The following is a 17,492-nucleotide window of genomic DNA, read 5'->3' as shown; positions in this document are numbered from 1 at the left end:
GCGACCCATACGGTCGCGCGCCTCTCCTCGACTTCTCTTCTGCCGACGGGCTACAGCAGGCCGTCCCACATCTGCTCGAGCAGCACCGACCACCAGCCCTCCGGCGACGCGAGCGCCGCCGGGTCGACGGCGGCCAGCTGCGCCTGGAAGTCGACGGTCCAGCGGCCCGCCTGCTCCTGGTTGAGCCCGAACCGCAGCGGCCACATCCGGCCCAGCACCGCGAGGCTGCGCGTGAACTCGGGCAGGCCCGTGTTCACGAACTGCGGCGGCACCGGCGCACCGCCGGGACCCGCCTCCACCGGCACGGCCACGATGTTCGCCGTGCCGTACTGGACGCAGATCGCCCGCCCGAAGTCACTGCCCATCACGAGGTACGAACCAGCGTCCGCCGCGGGCTGCACCCCCCGCTCCTGCGCCAGCTCGGCGAGCGTCGGCACCGGACGGCCCGGCTGAGCCTGCGCCCAGAAGAACGGCCCGAAGTCGGCGGGCAGCCCCGCCACGACGAGGGTGTGCGCCACGAGGTCCGGCACGCCCTGACGGGACACGGCCCGCTGGTCGAACCGGAACACCCCGGGACCGAACGCAGCGGCCAGCTCCTGCCCGACCGCCTCCGGCGGAACCGGCGGCATCGGCTGCGCGGGCGGCAGCGGCGCACGCACCGGCGCGAGCCGCGCCGGACCGTCCGCCACCTGGTGCAACTCACCCTGGTGCGCGATCAGCTGCTGCATGCCCTGCTGGCGCGACGCGTGGTCCCTGCCGTACGGGGCGATGGACGTGATCCTGGCCTGCGGCCACTGCTCACGGATCATGCGGGCGCAGTACGCGCCCGGCAGCTCGCAGGACTCCAGCTCCGTGTGCAGCTCCAGAACCTGGTCCGGCGGGACGTTCATGCCGCGCAGCTCATGGAAGATCTGCCACTCCGGGTGCGGCGTACCGGGCGCCGAGCGGCGGATCAGCTGCTGCTCGGAGCCGTCGGGCGCGCGGTAGCGCAGCACGGCCTGGTAGCCGGGCCCGACGGTCGGCTGACCGGTGGGCTGCGGATACCCGTACGAGGCGGGGGGCGGACCACCCGGAACCTGCTGCCCGGGCACGGGCGGCGGCATCGGCATCCCGCCCGGCGCCTGCGGCGGCGCGGGAGGAGGCATGCCGGGGCCGGCCTGACCGGGACCGGCCAGCATCGTCGCGGCGTGATGAACACCTCCACCGGGAGCCCCGGGCGCACCAGGTGCGCCGGGCACGCCGGGCGCCGCCGGCGGGGGCGGCGTGCCGGGACCGGCCGGACCCGGCTGGGCCAGCATCGTCGCGGCATGGTGCACACCGCCGGGAGGCGTACCCCCGGGAGCGCCGGGCGGACCGGGCGGCTGCGGCGCACCGGGAGTTCCGGGGGCGCCGGGCGGCTTGGGTGCACCCGCACCGGGCACGCCGGGCGGACCGGGCGGCTTGGGAGCCCCCGGAGTGCCGGGCGCTCCGGGCGGCTTGGGAGCGCCGGGGCCACCCATGCTCGGGTCGGCCGGCATCGTCGCGGCGTGGTGCACACCGCCGGGCGGCGTACCACCCGGAGCGGGCGGGGCCTCGGGCCCGTCGGGACCGAGCTGCGAAACGAGCTGCGTCGGAACGTAGCCGCCCGCCGGGATACCCGGAGCGCCGGGCCCCGAGGGCCGCGCGCCGGGAGTGCCCGGGGCACCGGGCGGCGGCGGAGTCGTCGCGCCACCACCGCGCGCACCGCGGGGCGGACCCTGCGCCTTGCTGGTCGCGGCGTCGGCGATGTCGCCGGCCCCGGGCGCGAGCGGCCGCCCGGCCGCGTCCTGCCCGGCCCCCGGAGGCGGCGGAGTCTGCCGCGCACCCGGACCCTGCGGGTAGCCGTACGCGTCAGGAGCTCCCGGCGGCGGAGTCTGCTGCACACCGGGACCCTGCGGATAGCCGTACGTGGGCGGCGGAGCCTGACCGCCCTGCGAACTCCCCTGCCCTTGCGGCACATTGGACGCGGGCGGAGTACCCGGACCCTGCGGATAGCCGTAGTTCGGCGCGACGCCCGGCGGCGGAGTCTGCTGCACGCCCGGACCCTGCGGATAGCCGTACGTGGGCGGCGGAGTCTGACCGCCCTGCGAACTCCCCTGCCCTTGCGGCACATTGGGCGCGGGCGGAGTACCCGGACCCTGCGGATAGCCGTAGTTCGGCGCGACGCCCGGCGGCGGAGTCTGCTGCACACCGGCACCCTGCGGATAGCCGTACGCGTCGGGAGCACCCGGCGTCGGAGCACCCGGAGCGTCGGGAGCCGACCCGTCGAGCGCCGGGGCCACCGCCGTGCGAGGGAGCTGGCTGCCGCCCGACATCAGCGCCGTCTTGGCCTCAGGAGCGATCGGCGCAGGCACGTCGCCCTCGTCCACCAGCGGCGGCGCGAACACCGTCGCCGGGGGCGCGACCGAGCGGTCCTCCTCCTCGTCCGCGTTCGTGTCCGTACCGGCCCACGGGGTCGCCCCGGAAGGCGCCGAGGCCGAAGCGGGCCACGGCGTCGCGCCACTGCCCGCGTCGGCGGCCACCGGCGCCGGGCCGGCCGGCCCAGGCACCGACGCACCCGAACCCGTACCGGCACCGGAGACGGCACCCGTACCCGCACCGGCACCGGCACCGGCACCGGCACCGGCAGACGCGCCAGACCCGCCGGCCGAAGACGCATCCCCCCGCCGATCCGGAATACCCAGCTTGTCCGCCGCCTCCTGGAGCCACTCCGGAGGGCTCAACAGGAACGACGTCTGATTCAGATCCACCCGCTCCGGCGGCGCGTCCGACGGCTCCGGCGAAGCCTCCGGCAGCCCGTACTCCTCCTCGTACCGCCGGATCACCTCACCCACCGGCAGCCCCGGCCACAGCGAAGCGTCCCCGCTGTCACGCGCGATGACGAGCCGCTGCCGCCCGCCGTCGGACACCGGACCGCCCTCGCGGTCCTCCGCCCACACCACGAACCCCAGCTCGAACTCCCGCACCCGCACCTCACGGTGCTGATAGCCGGGCACATCCCCGTTGATCCACTCTTCGGCGCGCTCCTGCGCCTGCGCGAACGTCACCATCGGACACTCACCCCTCGTCCGGGACAGTCGAAGCAGCCGGCACGGCGGCGCCCGAGGCGTCGACCGCACTCGCGAAACCGCCGTCCACCATCAGGTTCGCCACCGTCTCCAGCTCCGGCGGGTTACCCGCCAGCCGGGCCAGGAACGCGTCGAAGTCGTCACCGCACGGCAGCAGCAGACGCTCCACCCGCTCCGCGACCGACCAGCCGGCCGTGTCCGCGCTGTCCCGCGCGTCGTCGTACGCGCAGAACCACACCGAACCCGCCCGGTCACCCTTGACCTTGACGGCGAGAAGGCCGCCCTGCACGAACCCGACACCCAGATAGTCCTTGGTCAGGTGATCACGCAGGCACTTGTTCACGTACACCAGATCGTTGACCGCGGCCTCGTCCCGCACCGTGAAGAACGGCTGGTCCACCAGAAGCCCCAGCTCGGCGTCCAGCGCCGCCCCCACCGGAGCGCACCCGCCCGCCGCCTTCAGGAACGCCCGGTACGCACCCGGCAACCGGTACCCCAAGTCCTCCTCGGCACCGAGGACCTGCTGCTCCGTCACCGCCACCGACGACTTCGGCAGCCCGAAGTGCGCCGGCCGCGTCTCCTGCAACGGACGCGTCCCCCGCTTGCCGTGATCCACCGCCGCCGTCGCGAGACCGCCGTGATGCCGCAGCAGCGCCTTCACCTCGACCGGCACCAACTCCATGCGACGACTGCCCGGCACGTGATGCCAGGTCCAGCCGTGCGGCGTCGCCACCGGCACGATCGTGTCCCACAACTCATGCCCGGCGGCCGCCATCGCAGCGTTCGCCGACACATAGTCCGTCAACCGCAGCTCATCGACCCCGAACCCCTCCGGGGGATCGGCGATCTCCGCCGCGGCACGCGCGTAGGCCGAAAAATCCGGATAGCCGTTCCCGTCGATCCGTACGCCCCTGGGATGGCGCGCAGCACGGACCGGGTCCGGGAAGTGCACGACCTGCCCGGCGTAGGCCGCGTTCGGCGGCGCGGCTTGCTGCCCGAGCCGACCTGTCGTCATGGCGGTTGCCCCCTGCGGCACTGTTATGGATCGCGGATAGCGACAGCCTATGCGGTTGTACGACACCGGTCACCGGCCCTCCGGTTCCATGACCAGCAGTCACCCCACCGTGACGATGAGCCCACACTCCCGCGTGTCGCTGCGCCCCAGCTTCCGCACCACCGGCCGCATTTGGCAGTCTGTGCACGCAACCCGGGGGTTTGCAGGAGGGGAAAGCACCACATGCAGAGCAGCACCGCACCGTCATCCGACACGGCCGTCGCGACCGACTCGGAGCCCGACACCGGGCACCCGGCCACCGCCGACGCCGCCTCCGGCGACCCACGCGTCGGCTGGAGCAGCGCCGAGGACGCGCCCGCCCCGGCCCTGCGCCAGCGCCGCGACGGCATCCTGCCCACCGTCGCCGCCGCCCTCTCCGTGCGCGGCACCACACTGACCAGCACCGCCGCCCGCGGCGAACACGCCCCCGCCCTGCACCCCCTCGTCCAGGACTTCCTCGACACCCTCACCAGCGCCCAGCGCGACCGCTTCACCGGACGCTGCGCCGAAACGATCCTCATCTCCCGCCAGCTCACGGCCGCCGACGAGGAACGCTCCAAACGTGCCCGCCGCAAAGCCATGACCAACGGCGAAGCCCGCAAAGCCCTCAAAAACGCCAAACTCACCACCCGCCGCATCCGCGAGGACGGCGACCCCCTGCACGGCGGCTTCGCCCGCCCCTGCCGCGCCTGCGCCGCCCTCACCGCCCACTTCGGCGTCCACGTCGTGGACCCGGCCACGGACACCACCGGCTGACCGGCGCACCGGAACACCCCCGCACCACCGCAGGCAGCAGCAGAACAGGACGAGGCCACCCCACATGACCGCCGACCGCACCCGCTTCACCGCACCCGTCGACGCCGCACTGCGCGCCGCCGGCTGGCAGCCCGGCCGCTGGGACATCAAACAGGCCGAATTCTGGGCCGACGCCCTGCGCACCCACGTATCCCCCGCGGGCCACCGCCACACCGTCTTCCCCGCCGCCGTCGAGGCCTGGGCCGAATTCGGCGGCCTCCACCTCACCCCACAGGGCCCCGGCCGCCAGATAGCGCCCGCCCAGCCCCACCTCGACCCGCTCCACGGCCTCCACATGGCCCGCACCCTCGGCGACCTCGGCCGCGCCCTCGACACCGAGGTCTGCCCCCTCGGCGCCGAGTCCGGCTCCGAAGCCCTCCTCGCCATCGACACCGAAGGCCGCGTCTACGCCCTCGACCACAGCGGCGACTGGTACCTCGGCCCCGGCATCGACCACGCCCTGGAAACCCTCGTCAACGGCACCCAGCCGACCCGCCTGACCGCATAGAGCACCGGCGCACGACGGCATACGCCCCCCGAGCCCCACCGGCCGCCCCGCACGTACAAGACGCGAGGGACGAGCGCGCCGGGCCGCCGGCACTACACACGGGTGACCGGCCCGACGACGACGCCCCGCAGGACGAACGAACACGCACATCCCGGTGCGCCGAGCGCCGAGCCCTACGGGCTACGGGCTAAGCCGCAGGCAACACAGCCGACACCCGATACCCACCCGCATCAGTCGGCCCGCACACGAACACCCCGCCCAGGCCCGTCACCCTCTCCTTCATGCCGACGAGCCCGTTCCCCCCACTCGGCAGCCGCACATCCGACGCCGAATCCGCGTCCGGCGGCGACTCGTTCTCCACCTGCATCGCGATCTCCGACACCCGATGAGCAAGCCGCACATACGTCTTCGCGCCCGCCGCATGCTTGTGCACGTTCGTCAGCGCCTCCTGCACCACCCGGTACGCGGTCTGCTCCACCGACGCGACATACGACCGCACATCACCCTCGACAAGCAGCTCCACCACCATGCCCGCAGCCCGCGACTGACCCACCAGCTCATCCAGATCACCGAGACACGGCCCGTCCTCGTCAACAACGGCACGCGACGCCGCAGCCGCGGCCGCCACCCCCACCGCCGCCAACGGCACCCCCGCACCAGGCTCACGCCCACCGCCACCGGACCGCATCACACCGAGCATCTCCCGCAACTCGGTCAACGCCTGCCGGCCCATGTCCCCGACCAGCGCCGCGTTCTTCACGGCCTTCTCCGGATCCTTACGGGCCACCGCCTGCAACGCCGCCGCATGCACCACCATCAGACTCACCCGGTGCGCCACCACGTCGTGCATCTCCCGGGCGATCCGCGTCCGCTCCTCACCCCGCGCCCACTCCGCCCGCTCCTCCGCGCGCTCGGCGAGCAACTGAAGCTCCCGCTCCAGCGAATCGTTCCGCTCCCTCAGACTCTCCATGAGACGCCGCCGCGCACCGACGTAAAGCCCCAGCAGCAACGGCGGAGCGGTCACACCCAACGACGTCGTGACAGCGACGAACGGAACGAACCAGTCCCCCACCCGCACGAGATCCCCGTGCCCCGCGTCCTGCTGCGCCCGCACCACCGACACGATCAGCGTCCCGACGAACGACATCCCCGCCAGGGCCCCGATGATCCGCCGCGGCATCTCGGACGCGGCCAGCGTGTACAGACCCACCACGCTCAGCAGCACACCCATCCGGGCCGGAGTCACCGCGACCCCGATCAGCACCACCGCGATCGGCCACCGCCGCCGCAGCACCAGCGTCGCCCCGGCCAGCACCCCGAAGACGACACCCACGGCCGCCGGCACCCCGGCGTCCCGCGCGAACCCGACCCCCTCCACCCCGCACTCGACCGCCGAAGCGACCGCCAGCCCCCCGTCGAGCGCGGCACTGCGCCAGCGCTCCCACCACCACGGCCCCCCGGCCGTCCGGTGTGTTTCCCCCGTCGTGGTCATGCGTCCAGCCTACGGGCGCAAGCTGCCCGATTTCCGGTGAGTTTCCGCGCCGCCCTTCATCACAGACCGCCTTCGAACAGAAGCGAAACCAACCGGTATCCCTCGAACTGTTGGCCCATATGCAAATACGACCCATCCGAGCTCATCCCGAACGAGCCTGTGCCTATGACACAGACCACAGGCAAATACACAGACTTCGAGGGACTGCGGGAGCGGGCGGTCGCACTGCGGCGCGAGGGTCTCAGCCGCCGTCAGATCCGGGACCGCCTCCACCTCGACAACAACGACATCCTGAACCGCCTCCTGGACGGAGAGCCCGCACCGGAGTGGACGAAGCGCCCGAACGCAAAGGACGACCTGCGGGACCGGGCACGGGAGGTACGGCTCCAGGGATGGACGTACGACCGGATCCAGGTCGAGCTCGGGTGCTCGAAGAGTTCGATCTCGCTCTGGGTGCGGGATCTGCCGAAGCCGGAACGCAAGCGCACCCGCGAGGAAGCTTCGGCGATCGCGAGGCGCGGATGGGAAGCCACCCTCCGGCGCCGGGAACTGGGGCGCCAGGAGACCAGGCAGGCAGCAACCGAAGAGATCGGCACCCTGTCCGACCGTGAGCTGTTCCTGATAGGAGTCGGGCTCTACTGGTCCGAGGGCTCGAAGGCGAAGACCTACCGCCGCCAGGAAAGGGTCGACTTCGTCAACAGCGATCCGGACATGATCCAGGTCTACCTCGCGTGGCTCCGCCTCCTTGGGGTCGCCCCGGAGGGACTGAGGTTCCACGTACAGATCCACGAGACCGCCGACATCGCGACGGCCGAGAAGTTCTGGGCCACCCTGGTCGGCGCCGACCCCTCACAGTTCGGCAAGACCTCACTCAAAAAGCACAACCCGAAGACCAACCGCAAGCGTGTGGGCGCGGACTATCACGGCTGCTTGCTCGTGCGCGTTCCCCAGGGAGCCGATCTGTACCGTCGCATTGAAGGCTGGTGGTACGGCATAGTGTTGTCCGCGCGCGGTACGGATCGTCAGATTCGGACATAGCGGACGAACCATCCCGGGTCGTCTAATGGCAGGACAAATGGTTTTGGTCCATTGAATGAGGGTTCGATTCCTTCCCCGGGAGCACAGATGAGGGCGGGGCCCGACCATACGGTCGGGCCCCGCCCTCATTTCACGCCCACAACGCCCCGGTATCCTGCGGATGTCCACCCCACACAGCATCCGAAGCCGAAGGGCCACCCGTGAGCGCCAATTGCCCGGCCGCCGTCGTCGTTCTTGCAGCGGGTGAGGGCACCCGTATGAAGTCGGCCACACCCAAAGTCCTGCATGAGATCAGTGGGCGCTCGCTCGTCGGGCATGTGCTCGCCGCCGCGCGGGAGTTGAGCCCCGAGAACCTGGTCGTCGTCGTGGGTCACGAGCGGGACCGGGTGCGTGAGCATCTCGCCGGGATCGATCCGGACGCCCGTACCGCCGTGCAGGAGCAGCAGAACGGCACGGGGCATGCCGTGCGGATGGGGCTCGAGGAGCTCGGTGGCGCTGTCGACGGCACGGTGATCGTGGTGTGCGGTGACACTCCGCTGCTGACGGGCGAGACGCTGAGGCACCTGTCGGCGACGCACACCGGTGACGGCAATGCCGTGACGGTGCTGACGGCCGAGGTTCCGGACGCGACCGGTTACGGCCGGATCGTGCGGGACGGGGCGTCGGGTGAGGTGACGGCGATCGTGGAGCACAAGGACGCGAGTGAGTCGCAGCATGCGATTCGTGAGATCAACTCGGGTGTGTTCGCGTTCGACGGTGCGCTGCTGGCGGATGCGCTGGGCAAGGTGCGTACGGACAACAGTCAGGGTGAGGAGTACCTGACGGATGTCCTGGGGATTCTGCGGGAGGCCGGGCACCGTGTGGGTGCTTCGGTGGCGGTGGATCACCGTGAGATCGCGGGTATCAACAACCGTGTGCAGTTGGCTCAGGCGCGTCGGACGCTGAATGAGCGCTTGCTGGAGCGGGCGATGCTCGCGGGTGTGACGATCGTGGATCCGGCGTCGACGTGGGTCGATGTGACGGTGGGCTTCGAGCGGGACGCGATTGTGCATCCGGGTACGCAGTTGCTGGGTGCGTCGTGGCTGGGTGAGGGTGCCGAGGTGGGTCCGAACACGCGGCTGACGGACACGCGGGTCGGTGCGGGTGCGCGGGTCGACAACACGGTGGCGGACGGTGCCGAGGTGGGTGAGGGCGCGTCGGTGGGTCCGTTCGCGTATCTGCGGCCGGGTACGCGGCTGGGTGTGCGGTCCAAGATCGGTACGTATGTGGAGACGAAGAACTCGTCGATCGGTGAGGGTACGAAGGTGCCGCATCTGTCGTATGTGGGGGACGCGACGATCGGTGACTTCACGAACATCGGCGCGGCGAGTGTGTTTGTGAATTACGACGGTGAGAGCAAGCACCACACGACGGTCGGGTCGCATTGCAAGACGGGTTCGGACAACATGTTTGTGGCGCCTGTCACGGTTGGGGACGGTGCGTACACCGCTGCGGGGTCGGTGATCACGAAGGATGTGCCGGCGGGTTCGCTGGCCGTGGCCCGTGGCCAGCAGCGGAATATCGAGGGTTGGGTGGCTCGTAAGCGTCCGGGGAGTGCGGCTGCGAAGGCGGCTGAGGAGGCGTCCCGGGAGGCCGGCGGCGAGGGCTGACCGGAAACAGGTGCGTCCGACACGGCGTACCGTGATAGGTGCACACGATTCGGCTGCCTCGCTGCTAATGGGACGAGCGGGCGCAGCGGCGGAAGAACGCGTCTGAGGAGACAAGTGCTGTGAGCGGGATCAAGACGACCGGCGAGAAGAAACTGATGCTCTTCTCCGGCCGCGCCCACCCCGAGCTTGCCGAGGAGGTCGCGCACGCTCTCGGCGTCGGGATCGTTCCGACCAAGGCATTCGATTTTGCCAATGGTGAGATCTACGTCCGCTACCAGGAGTCCGCCCGCGGCGCCGACTGCTTCCTGATTCAGAGCCACACGGCTCCGATCAACAAGTGGATCATGGAGCAGCTCATCATGATCGACGCGCTGAAGCGTGCGTCGGCTCGCTCCATCACGGTGATCGTGCCGTTCTACGGTTACGCCCGTCAGGACAAGAAGCACCGTGGACGTGAACCGATTTCGGCGCGTCTGGTGGCGGACCTGATGAAGACGGCGGGTGCGGACCGCATTCTGACGGTGGATCTGCACACGGACCAGATTCAGGGCTTCTTCGACGGCCCGGTGGACCACCTGTTCGCGCTGCCGATCCTGGCGGACTACGTGGGCGCGAAGGTGGACCGCGACAAGCTGACCGTCGTCTCTCCCGACGCCGGCCGTGTGCGGGTGGCGGACCGGTGGTGTGACCGTCTGGGTGCGCCGCTGGCGATCGTGCACAAGCGTCGTGACAAGGACGTGGCGAATCAGGTCACCGTGCACGAGGTCGTCGGTGATGTGAAGGGCCGTGTCTGTGTCCTGGTGGACGACATGATCGACACGGGTGGCACGATCTGTGCCGCGGCGGACGCGCTGTTCGCGCATGGTGCGGAGGACGTCATTGTGACGGCGACGCACGGTGTGCTTTCGGGTCCGGCGGCGGATCGTCTGAAGAACTCGAAGGTGAGCGAGTTCGTGTTCACGGACACGCTGCCGACGCCGGGTGAGCTGGAGCTGGACAAGATCACGGTGCTGTCGATCGCGCCGACGATCGCGCGTGCGGTGCGTGAGGTCTTCGAGGACGGTTCGGTGACGAGCCTGTTCGAGGAGCAGGCGTAGTCGTTCTGAGGGCTCTGGGGCTCTTCTAGATCGATTTTGGGGCGGCCTTCCCGCCGGGTAGACTCACGGAGTTGCTCGGCGAGGGAGGCCGCACTGTTGTGTGCGGCGGTCCGTTATCGACGCGCTCTTCGTAGCAGGCCCGTTCGTGGCCGGGTGACCACCTTCCCCTTTTTCTACGAGGAGTGCACATGGCTGAGATCAAGCTTGCCGCCGAGATCCGTACCGAGTTCGGCAAGGGTGCTGCGCGCAGCGTTCGCCGTGAGAACAAGGTTCCGGGTGTCATCTACGGTCACGGCGCCGAGCCGGTTCACGTGACGCTGCCGGGCCACGAGCTGCTGCTCGCCCTGCGTACGCCGAACGTTCTGCTGTCCCTGGACGTCGACGGCAAGACCGAGCTGGCGATCCCGAAGGCTGTCCAGCGTGACGCGATCAAGGGTTACCTGGTCCACGTCGACCTGCTGACCGTCAAGCGCGGCGAGAAGGTCACGGTCGAGGTTGCGGTCGAGACCGAGGGTGACCTGGCTCCGGGCAGCTTCCTCGTCGAGAACGTGCTGAACACGCTGTCCGTCGAGGCCGAGGCCACGCACATCCCGACCTCCGTCACCGTGTCGATCGCGGGCCTGGAGGGCGGCGACGCCATCCACGCGAAGGACGTCACGCTGCCGTCCGGTACGACGCTGGTCACGGACCCCGACGCGGTCGTCATCCAGATCCTGGCCGCGCAGGCCGAGGAGCCGGCTGCGGAGACCGCCGAGGCCGAGGGCGCCGAGGCCTGAGCCGTACGCTCTGCTTGACGGGGTGGCGGGCCACTGCGGCCCGCCACCCCGTTTTTTCATGTTCGTGTCCGTCTGTTGTACGTGAGGAGACGCGGTCCCGATGACGACCGATGCCACTGCCCCCTGGCTCATCGTGGGTCTCGGGAACCCCGGGCCCGAGTACGCGATGAACCGGCACAACGTGGGTTTCATGGTGGCCGATCTGCTCGCGGAGCGGATCGGCGGCAAGTTCAAGCGGGCCGGTAAGGCTCAGGCGCAGGTGCTTGAGGGGCGGATCGGTGCGCCGGGTCCGCAGAACCGGCGGGTGATCGTGGCGAAGCCGATGTCGTTCATGAATGTGTCGGGTGGTCCGGTGACGGGTCTGCGGGACTTCTACAAGGTGCCGGTCGGCAACATCGTGGCGGTCCATGACGAGCTGGACATCGACTACGGGACGATGCGGCTGAAGCTGGGCGGTGGCGACAACGGGCACAACGGTCTGAAGTCGATCACGAAGTCGCTGGGTGCGGACTATCACCGGGTGCGGTTCGGGATCGGGCGTCCGCCGGGGCGTATGCAGGTGGCTGACTTCGTTCTGAAGGACTTCTCGTCGACGGAGCGCAAGGAGCTGGACTATCTGGTGGACCGGGCGGCGGATGCGGTGGAGTGTCTGGTCACGGAGGGTCTGGAGCGGGCGCAGGGCGCGTACAACTCCTGACCTGTGGAGTGAGTTGACCGGGCATCTCGGCAGGTCACGGGCATCTCGACCGGGACCTGCCCGCTTTTCTTGACTCTTCGCGGGGCCATGGCCAAGGATCGCCGCCATGCTCTCGTACACCCGGCGGGCCGCGATGGCGCTCGTGGCCCTGCTGATCCTCATCGCGGGCGTTTGGGCGTCCTGGGCGTCGGCGCAGCACGTGATGCTCACCAAGGGCCGTGAGCGCGGCACGATGACGGTGACGCGGTGCACGGACGATGCGTGCACCGGCCCTTACGCGCCTCTGTCGCCTGGTTCGCAGCCCCGCGCCCGTGTCGTCATCGACCGGTCGATCGCGGAGAAGAAGGGCGTGCGTGTCCCGGTGGTGGTGAAGCCCGGCTCGGACGCTGTGGTGCGCTCGGGGGCTGCGGGGTTCTTCCAGGCGTGGGTGCCGCTGGGCGGCGCGCTGCTGCTGGCCGCGGTGGTGATCGCGGGCGGGCTGCGTCTGACGCGCTGGGCATGGGTGACGGCAGCCACCGGGGTCGCGTTGCTGAGTGCCGCGTTCGCGACGCTCACCTGGTGAACTGCCGTCATGTCCCCACTGGTTGATCAGCCGGTGTTGCGCAGGCCCGCCGCGACGCCGTTGACGGTGAGCAGGAGTGCCCGTCCGAGCAGCGGGTCCGGCTCGTTGCCGGCTGCCGCCTCGTCACGCTGGCGCTTGAGCAGGGCCACCTGGAGGTACGAGATCGGGTCCAGGTAGGCGTCGCGGATCGAGAAGGTCTGCTGGAGCACCGGCTGGGTGTCCAGGAGTTCCTGGCCTCCGGTGATGCGGAGCACCTCTCGTACGGTCAGCTCGTGCTCGGCCTCGATGTCGGCGAAGACGTGCTTCAGTTCGTCGGGGACGAGCGTGTCGACGTAGTGCCGGGCGATCCGCAGGTCCGTCTTGGCGAGGGTCATCTCGACGTTCGACAGGAAGTTGCGGAAGAAGTGCCACTGCTCGCTCATCTCGTCGAGGACGGTGCCGAGACCGGCCTCGCGCAGCGCCTTGAGGCCGGAGCCGACGCCGAACCAGCCGGGCACGATCTGCCGTGACTGGGTCCAGCCGAACACCCACGGGATGGCGCGCAGGCCGTCGAGCGAGACGCCCGAGCCGGGGCGGCGGGAGGGCCGCGAGCCCAGGTGCAGGTCGGCGAGCTGGTCGACCGGCGTGGAGGCGAGGAAGTACGTCGGCAGGTCCGGGTCCTCGACGAGCTTGCGGTACGCGGCGTGCGCGGCGTCGGAGACGACGTCCATGGCCGCGTCCCAGCGGGCGAGTGCCTCGTCGGACTGGCGGGGCGCGGTGTGCAGCGCGGACGCCTGGAGGGTGGCGGCGACGGTCAGTTCGAGGTTCTCGCGGGCCAGGGACGGCACGAGGTACTTGTCGGAGATGACCTCGCCCTGCTCGGTCACCTTGATCTCGCCCTCGAGGGTGCCCCACGGCTGGGCGAGGATCGCGTCGTGCGAGGGGCCGCCGCCGCGGCCGACGGTGCCGCCGCGGCCGTGGAAGAGGCGCAGGCGCACGCCGTAGCGGTGGGCGACGTCGCGCAGCCGGCGCTGGGCGCGGTGGATCTCCCACTGGGAGGTGGTGATGCCGCCGAACTTGGAGGAGTCCGAGTAGCCGAGCATGACTTCCTGGACGTCGCCGCGCAGGGCGACGAGGCGCCGGTAGGACGGGTCGGCGAGCATCTCGTCGAGGATGACGTCGGCGGCGCGCAGCTCGTCGGTGGTCTCCAGGAGCGGCACGATGCCGATCTTGGCCCAGCCGCCGTGCAGGTCGATGAGTCCGGCCTCGCGGGCGAGGACGGCGGCGGCGAACACGTCGTCGGCGCCCTGGCACATCGAGATGATGTACGACTCGATGACCTCGGGTCCGAAGACGTCGAGGGCGCGCTTGACGGTGTGGAAGACGCCGAGGGTCTTCTCGCCCGCGGCGTCGAGGGGTGCGGGCGAGGGGGCGAGCGGCCTGCGGGACCTGAGCTCCTTGGCGAGGAGCTTCTGGCGGTACTCGCGGGGCATGTCGGCGTAGCGCCAGGACTCCTCGCCGAGCCGGTCGAAGAGCTGGCCGAGGGCGTGGTGGTGGGCGTCGGCGTGCTCGCGTACGTCCATGGTGGCGAGCTGGAGGCCGAACGCGGCGAGCGTGCGGATGGTGCGGTTCATCCGGCCGTCGGCGAACAGGGCGCCGCGGTGCTCGCGCAGGGACGTCTGGATGAGGGTGAGGTCCTGGAGGAGTTCGGCGGTGCCGAGGTAGTCGCCGCCGTCCACGTGCGCGGTGCCCTTGGCGAGGCGCTCCTTGGTGTTCTCCAGCTTCTGCCGGATGCACGTGGCCTTGAGCCGGTAGGGCTCCTCGGCGTTGAGGCGCTTGTAGCGGGGGCTGATCTCCGGGAGGCGCTCCAGGTCGTTCTGGAGGGAGGTGAGGAGTTCCTCGGTGGCTCCGGTGTAGCGGATCGAGTTCGACAGGAAGCCGCGCAGCTCGTCGATGAGCTCCAGGGCGTCGTTGATGCCGTGCTCGTGCTGGAGGATCAGGACGTCCCAGGTGACGGCGGGTGTGACGTTCGGGTTGCCGTCGCGGTCGCCGCCGATCCAGGTGCCGAAGGTGAGGGGGCGGGTGGCGTCGGGCAGGGTGACGCCGACGCGCTGCAGTTCGGCGGTGAGGTCCTCGAGGACGTCGCCGACGGCGCCGGCGTGCAGCTCGTCGAGGTAGTAGATCGCGTTGCGCGCCTCGTCGGTGGGCTCGGGGCGTACGACGCGCAGCTCGTCGGTCTGCCACACCAGGTCGATGTTCTCGGCGAGGCGGGTGTCGTAGCGGCGGCGGTCGGCCTCGATGACGGGGGTCTCGAGGAGCTCGGCGACGCGGCGCAGCTTGTTGAGGACGGAGCGCCGGGCGGCCTCGGTCGGGTGGGCGGTGAACACCGGCCGTACGTTCAGGTGCTGGACCGTTTCGCGCAGGTGCTCCGCGTCGGCGTCCTTGAGCCGGTCGGCGGTGCGGGCGAGGAGGCTGCCTTCGGCGGCGCGGCGGGCGCGCAGCTCGCGGCCGCGGTGCACCTGCTCGGTCACGTTCGCCAGATGGAAGTACGTCGAGAAGGCGCGGACCAGCTTGGCCGCGGTCTCCAGTTCCGTCTCGCCGAGCAGGCGGGCGGCGGCCTCGCCGTCCTCCCGGGTGAGGCGGCGGACCTTCTCGACCAGTTCGAGGAGCTCGGGGCCCTCCTGGCGTACGAGCGTCTCGCCGAGGAGGTCGCCGAGTCGGCGGATGTCGGCGCGCAGCTCGGCGCTGGATGTGGCCTCACGGCTCTGGTCGTCGGCACTGCTCACAGGTGCGGCTCCTTGCAGTGTTGAAGCACGTCTGGGAGGGAAACCCCGGGAACCGGGTATGAATCCCGGGTGGAGATACAGAGCGGACCGCGCTGTCCGACCGTTTCCAAGGATAGGTGTCCGTCCGTGAGGGCCGTTTCCGGGCCTCTTGCCGCCCGCCTGCGCGCTGCCATACTTACGACGCCGTAGGTTACGGACGCGTAGTAGAAGTTCCCCGCACGACTCCCCGGCTCTCGGCCCTCTCGCAACCCTCGACCCCACAGGGGACGCCCCATGACACCAAGCCCCGATCTGATCGATGACGCCCCGAAGGCGTCGTCGGGCGATTCGACCGGCGCTCCGTTGCCCTCCGCCACGCTCGGCGGTGAGCAGAAGCGTTCGCTGGAGCAGCTCGCGCTGCTGCTCTTCATCACCGTTCCGTTCCTGGCGCTGGTCGCGGCGGTGCCGCTGGCCTGGGGCTGGGGTGTGAGCTGGCTCGACCTCGGCCTCCTGGTGTTCTTCTACTACCTGGGCTGCCACGGCATCACGATCGGTTTCCACCGGTATTTCACGCACGGTTCCTTCAAGGCGAAGCGGCCGCTGCGGATCGCTCTGGCGGTCGCGGGCTCGATGGCGGTCGAAGGTCCCCTCGTGCGCTGGGTGGCGGATCACCGCAAGCACCACAAGTTCTCCGACGCGGAGGGTGACCCGCATTCGCCGTGGCGGTTCGGCGAGACGCTGCCCGCGCTGATGAAGGGCCTGTGGTGGGCCCACATCGGCTGGATGTTCGACGAAGAGCAGACTTCGCAGGAGAAGTACGCACCCGATCTGGTGAACGATCCCGCCATAAGGGCGATCTCGCGTCAGTTCATTTTCTGGACGATGCTCTCGCTGGCTCTGCCGGCGCTGATCGGCGGCCTGGCGACGATGTCGTGGTGGGGCGCGTTCACGGGCTTCTTCTGGGGCTCGTTGGTGCGGGTGGCGCTGCTGCACCACGTCACGTGGTCGATCAACTCGATCTGTCACGCCGTCGGCAAGCGCCCCTTCAAGTCGCGTGACAAGTCGGGCAACGTCTGGTGGCTGGCCGTCCTGTCCTGCGGCGAGTCGTGGCACAACCTGCACCACGCGGACCCGACGTCGGCGCGGCACGGCGTGATGCGCGGCCAGGTGGACTCGTCCGCGCGGCTGATCCGCTGGTTCGAGCAGCTGGGCTGGGCGCGTGACGTGCGCTGGCCGTCGAAGGAGCGGATCGACTCCCGCCGCAAGCCGCAGGCCGCTGACGCGGCATGATGGAACCTGTGGCGACCGATCCGAACTCTGCGAGCCCAGCCGGCAACGACAAGCCCCGGCGCGCGCGCCGCACCCGGATGACCGGTGCGGAACGCCGCCAGCAGCTGCTCGAGATCGGTCGCACCCTCTTCGCCGCCAAGGGCTTCGAGGGCACGTCGGTGGAGGAGATCGCGGCGAAGGCCGGGGTCTCCAAGCCCGTGGTGTACGAGCACTTCGGCGGCAAGGAGGGCCTCTACGCGGTCGTCGTGGACCGTGAGATGCGCCAGCTCCTCGACATGGTGACCGGCTCCCTGACCGCCGGGCACCCGCGTGAACTGTGCGAGCAGGCCGCCTTCGCGCTCCTCGACTACATCGAGGAGTACACGGACGGCTTCCGCATCCTGGTCCGCGATTCCCCGATCCCGCAGTCCACGGGCTCGTTCGCCTCGCTGATCTCCGACATCGCGACGCAGGTCGAGGACATCCTGGGCCGCGAGTTCAAGAACCGCGGCTTCGACCCGAAACTGGCGCCGCTGTACGCGCAGGCGCTGGTCGGCATGGTCGCCCTGACGGGCCAGTGGTGGCTGGACGCCCGTAAGCCGGAGAAGGCCGAGGTCGCCGCTCACCTGGTGAATCTGGCGTGGCACGGCCTGGACGGCATGGAGGCGAACCCGCACCTGATCGGGCGGCGCAAGGCTTAGACCGCGTCGCGGTCCGGGAATGCG

The 17,492-nt window shown here is 70.2% G+C and carries 14 protein-coding genes and 1 tRNA gene; 11 read left to right on the top strand and 4 right to left on the bottom strand.

What is annotated here, in order from left to right:
- Positions 1–50: 50 nt before the first annotated feature.
- A complete protein-coding gene (locus tag ACZ67T_RS12950; protein ID WP_469983620.1) occupies positions 51–3,068 on the bottom strand; it encodes an SUKH-4 family immunity protein in 3,018 nt (1,005 codons plus the stop codon).
- Between the two features lie 7 nt (positions 3,069–3,075).
- Positions 3,076–4,101, bottom strand: coding sequence for an SMI1/KNR4 family protein (locus ACZ67T_RS12945; protein WP_469983619.1), 1,026 nt, complete (start codon positions 4,099–4,101; stop codon positions 3,076–3,078).
- A 222-nt stretch (positions 4,102–4,323) separates the two neighbouring features.
- Here ACZ67T_RS12945 and ACZ67T_RS12940 point away from each other — a divergent pair, with 222 nt between their 5' ends.
- Entirely contained in the window at positions 4,324–4,896 is a 573-nt protein-coding gene (locus tag ACZ67T_RS12940) for a YwqJ-related putative deaminase (protein WP_469983617.1), read from the top strand.
- Positions 4,897–4,960: 64 nt separating this feature from the next.
- A complete protein-coding gene (locus tag ACZ67T_RS12935) occupies positions 4,961–5,443 on the top strand; it encodes an SUKH-3 domain-containing protein (RefSeq protein WP_116512556.1) in 483 nt (160 codons plus the stop codon).
- A 187-nt stretch (positions 5,444–5,630) separates the two neighbouring features.
- Here ACZ67T_RS12935 and ACZ67T_RS12930 read toward each other — a convergent pair whose 3' ends face one another.
- The gene (locus ACZ67T_RS12930) at positions 5,631–6,935 is read right to left on the bottom strand and encodes a sensor histidine kinase (protein WP_469983615.1); all 1,305 of its coding nucleotides are present in this window, start codon (positions 6,933–6,935) and stop codon (positions 5,631–5,633) included.
- A gap of 165 nt (positions 6,936–7,100) precedes the next feature.
- On the opposite strand from ACZ67T_RS12930, the gene ACZ67T_RS12925 reads away from it, so the two are divergent.
- The 7 genes from ACZ67T_RS12925 to ACZ67T_RS12895 all read left to right on the top strand — a co-directional run bounded on the left by ACZ67T_RS12925 (position 7,101) and on the right by ACZ67T_RS12895 (position 12,754).
- Positions 7,101–7,973 (top strand): hypothetical protein, encoded by an 873-nt coding sequence (locus tag ACZ67T_RS12925; RefSeq protein ID WP_469983614.1) that lies wholly within the window; start codon positions 7,101–7,103, stop codon positions 7,971–7,973.
- A gap of 11 nt (positions 7,974–7,984) precedes the next feature.
- Positions 7,985–8,055, top strand: a tRNA-Gln gene (locus ACZ67T_RS12920).
- Positions 8,056–8,173: 118 nt separating this feature from the next.
- Positions 8,174–9,622 carry a bifunctional UDP-N-acetylglucosamine diphosphorylase/glucosamine-1-phosphate N-acetyltransferase GlmU gene (gene glmU, locus ACZ67T_RS12915; protein WP_469983613.1) on the top strand — a complete coding sequence of 483 codons (1,449 nt, stop codon included), beginning with the start codon at positions 8,174–8,176 and terminating at the stop codon, positions 9,620–9,622.
- 119 nt (positions 9,623–9,741) lie between these two features.
- The gene (locus tag ACZ67T_RS12910; RefSeq protein WP_266563317.1) at positions 9,742–10,719 is read left to right on the top strand and encodes a ribose-phosphate diphosphokinase; all 978 of its coding nucleotides are present in this window, start codon (positions 9,742–9,744) and stop codon (positions 10,717–10,719) included.
- A 188-nt stretch (positions 10,720–10,907) separates the two neighbouring features.
- Positions 10,908–11,495 carry a 50S ribosomal protein L25/general stress protein Ctc gene (locus ACZ67T_RS12905; protein ID WP_469983611.1) on the top strand — a complete coding sequence of 196 codons (588 nt, stop codon included), beginning with the start codon at positions 10,908–10,910 and terminating at the stop codon, positions 11,493–11,495.
- A 100-nt stretch (positions 11,496–11,595) separates the two neighbouring features.
- Positions 11,596–12,192 (top strand): aminoacyl-tRNA hydrolase, encoded by a 597-nt coding sequence (gene pth / locus ACZ67T_RS12900; RefSeq protein ID WP_469983609.1) that lies wholly within the window; start codon positions 11,596–11,598, stop codon positions 12,190–12,192.
- Between the two features lie 106 nt (positions 12,193–12,298).
- Complete coding sequence (locus ACZ67T_RS12895; RefSeq protein ID WP_469983608.1) at positions 12,299–12,754, top strand: hypothetical protein; 456 nt, start codon at positions 12,299–12,301, stop codon at positions 12,752–12,754.
- A 26-nt stretch (positions 12,755–12,780) separates the two neighbouring features.
- On the opposite strand, the gene ppc is transcribed toward ACZ67T_RS12895, so the two are convergent.
- A complete protein-coding gene (gene ppc / locus ACZ67T_RS12890; RefSeq protein ID WP_469983606.1) occupies positions 12,781–15,519 on the bottom strand; it encodes a phosphoenolpyruvate carboxylase in 2,739 nt (912 codons plus the stop codon).
- Positions 15,520–15,792: 273 nt separating this feature from the next.
- Here ppc and ACZ67T_RS12885 point away from each other — a divergent pair, with 273 nt between their 5' ends.
- Both ACZ67T_RS12885 and ACZ67T_RS12880 read left to right on the top strand, forming a co-directional pair.
- Positions 15,793–16,788, top strand: a complete 996-nt coding sequence (locus ACZ67T_RS12885; protein WP_469983604.1) for an acyl-CoA desaturase — start codon at positions 15,793–15,795, stop codon at positions 16,786–16,788.
- A complete protein-coding gene (locus ACZ67T_RS12880; RefSeq protein ID WP_469983603.1) occupies positions 16,785–17,468 on the top strand; it encodes a TetR family transcriptional regulator in 684 nt (227 codons plus the stop codon). The genes ACZ67T_RS12885 and ACZ67T_RS12880 overlap by 4 nt, the downstream gene beginning before the upstream one ends.
- Positions 17,469–17,492: the final 24 nt, after the last annotated feature.

It is taken from the genome of Streptomyces sp. NPDC107517 (assembly GCF_055582645.1).
This window is presented reverse-complemented; position numbering and strand designations above follow the sequence as displayed.